2 protein-coding genes and 1 pseudogene are annotated in these 2524 nt (G+C 71.4%); 1 reads left to right on the top strand and 2 read right to left on the bottom strand.

Annotation, left to right across the window (positions count from 1 at the left end; all coding sequences use genetic code 11):
* Nucleotides 1-427: FKBP-type peptidyl-prolyl cis-trans isomerase (locus AX721_RS12805; protein WP_156467155.1), on the top strand; the 427-nt coding region annotated here is incomplete at its 5' end.
* Here AX721_RS12805 and AX721_RS12800 read toward each other — a convergent pair.
* Nucleotides 428-2050, bottom strand: a complete 1623-nt coding sequence (locus AX721_RS12800; RefSeq protein ID WP_068876399.1) for an NAD(P)/FAD-dependent oxidoreductase — start codon at nucleotides 2048-2050, stop codon at nucleotides 428-430.
* A 121-nt stretch (nucleotides 2051-2171) separates the two neighbouring features.
* Nucleotides 2172-2524, bottom strand: a pseudogene (locus tag AX721_RS27920) (hypothetical protein); the annotation flags it as partial.

The raw sequence follows: 2524 nt of genomic DNA, 5'->3' as shown, positions 1-2524 counted from the left end.
GCCCGTGACCTATACCGGCACGCCGCAGGAACAGTGGGAGCAGGGGCAGAAGGCGTACGAGGCCTGGTCCAAGGCCCGCCCGGGCTGGATCGTCACGCCATCCGGCCTGCAGGCCCATCGCGTCAAGGCGGCCAAGGCGTCCGCGCTCCGCCCGGTCCCCACCGACACCGTGACCATCCACTATGTGGGCCGCTTCATCGACGGCCGCGTGTTCGACAGCTCCCGCGCCCGCGGCGAGCCGGCGACCTTCCCCCTGCCGCGGCTGATCCAGGGCTGGCAGGAAGGCGTGCCGATGATTCGCGTAGGCGAGACCTGGGAATTCGTCATCCCCGGCCCCATCGCCTACGGCGACCGCCACCGCGACCCCATCCCCGCCAACAGCACCCTGCTGTTCGAGATCGAACTCCTCGGCATCGGCGAGGAATAGTCAGGCCCCGCCCGGCGTCACCTCGAAGCCCTCGTAGCCCTTGGCCGCCACCTCGGCGCACTTCTCGCGATAGGCCGGGAAGCCGCCGATGTAGGGCATGAAGACCCTGGGCTTTCCCGGCACGTTGGCGCCCAGGTACCAGGAGTTGGCCTGGGGGTAGAGCGTCAGGTCGGCCACCTCGTTCACGTGCGCGACCCAGGCCTCCTGCGCCGCGTCGCTCGCCTCGATGGCGCCGGCCTGCCGCTCGCCCATCCAGGCGATGCAGTCCGAGATCCACTCCACGTGCTGTTCGATGGACACCGCCATGTTGGACAGCACCGAGGGGCTGCCCGGCCCGGTGACGATGAACAGGTTGGGGAAGCCGGCCACCATCAGGCCGAGGTAGCTCTTCGGCCCCTCGGCCCAGCGGTCCTTAAGCGCCGCGCCACCCTTGCCGCGGATGTCGATCTTCGAGAGCGCCCCGGTCATGGCGTCGAACCCGATGGCGTAGACGATGGCGTCGAACGCCTCCTCGCCCGCCGTGGTCCGCACGCCGGCCGGCGTGATGGCCTCGATGGGCGTCTCGATCAGGTCGACCAGCGAGACGTTGGACCGGTTGAAGGTCTGGTAGTAGCCGGTGTCGACGCACATCCGCTTCGAGCCGATGGGATAGGTCTTGGGGATCAGCTTCTCGGCGGTGGCCGGGTCCTCCACCAGGCCGCGGATCTTGTCGGCCACGAAGGCCACGGCCGTGTCGTTGGCCGCCTTGTCGAAGATCAGGTCGCTGTAGGCGCCCAGCAGGCAGAATCCGCCGTGGGCCCAACGCGCCTCGAAGGCGGCGGCCCGTGCTTCGGGCGTGGCCGCCAGCGCCGTCTCCTCCGCCTGACGCACCGCGCGGATGGCGAAGCCGGCGTCCCGCGCCTCCTGCCGATACTGCGCCCGGTTGGCGAACCAGTCGGCGGCCACGGCCGGGTCCGTCGGCCCATTGTGCGCCGGCACGCTGAAGTTCGGCGTTCGCTGAAAGACGGTCAGATGCGCGGCCTGGGCCGCGATCTGCGGGATCGCCTGGATGGCGGACGAGCCGGTCCCGATCACCGCCACCCGCTGGCCGGTGAAATCGACGCCGCCTTCGGGCCAGCGGTGGGTGTGATAGCTGGCGCCCGCGAAGCTGCCCGCGCCAGGCATGTCCGGCTCCTTGGCCACCGAGAGGCAACCCGTCGCCATCACCACGTGCCGCGCCGTCACCCGCTCGCCGCGGTCGGTGGTCACCGTCCAGCGCCGGGCCGCCTCGTCGTAGTGGGCGGCGGTGACCCTGGTCTCGAGCTGGATGTCCGGGCGCAGGTGGAAGCGGTCGGCCACATGGTTCAGATAGGCCAGCAGCTCCGGCTGGGCGGCGTAGCGCTCGCTCCACGTCCATTCCGCATCCAGCTCGGGCGAGAACGAGTAGCAGTACTCCTGGCTCTCGATATCCACCCGCGCGCCGGGATAGCGGTTCCAGTACCAGGTGCCGCCGACACTGGCGCCTGCCTCGAAGACCCGGGCCGACAGGCCTAGCTCTCGCAAACGGTGCAGCATGTAGAGCCCGGAGAAGCCTGCGCCCACGATCGCAACATCGTAGGCGCCGCTTTCAGCGCCGTCGGCCATCGTCGTCCTCCCGCAGTCCTGTTTCTTTTGCGGACAGGATACTGGAGTTCCGCGGCGAGAGGGAAATGCAGAAGGGCGCAGCCTCTCGGCTGCGCCCTTCCCCCAACGGTCGGGTCGCCGCTTACAGGGTCGGGGACTCGGTGGGCGGCGTGGCCTCCGGCGTCGTCGTCGGTTCCGGGGCCGTGGTGGGCGGCGTCTGCGGGATGGCGGCCGGCGCTTCGCTGGCGGGCGGCAGGGTCACCAGGGGCGGGTTCACCTGAGTCGGCGCCGCCACGCCCGGGCTCAGGCTGGAGTAGGGCTGCGGGCCGTCGGGCAGAGCGGCGGTGGTGCTGGCGTTCACGCCCTGCGACGTGGCGCTCGGCGCAGCGGCGGCGGGCCGGGCGCGGGCCGTGCGCACCGGAGCCGACGCGCGGGCCGGTTCGGCGGCGCGGGGTTCGACGGCCGGCGGCGGGGCGGCCGGGGGCGGCGCCGCGG

Origin of the sequence: Phenylobacterium sp. CCH9-H3, from assembly GCF_001557235.1 — a bacterium.
Taxonomy (GTDB): Bacteria; Pseudomonadota; Alphaproteobacteria; order Caulobacterales; family Caulobacteraceae; genus Phenylobacterium.
This window is presented reverse-complemented; position numbering and strand designations above follow the sequence as displayed.

Bases quoted from the DNA above. Each gene is read 5' to 3' on its own strand.
- AX721_RS12800 (WP_068876399.1), bottom strand. From the start codon at position 2,050: ATGGCCGACGGCGCTGAAAGCGGCGCCTACGATGTTGCGATCGTGGGC.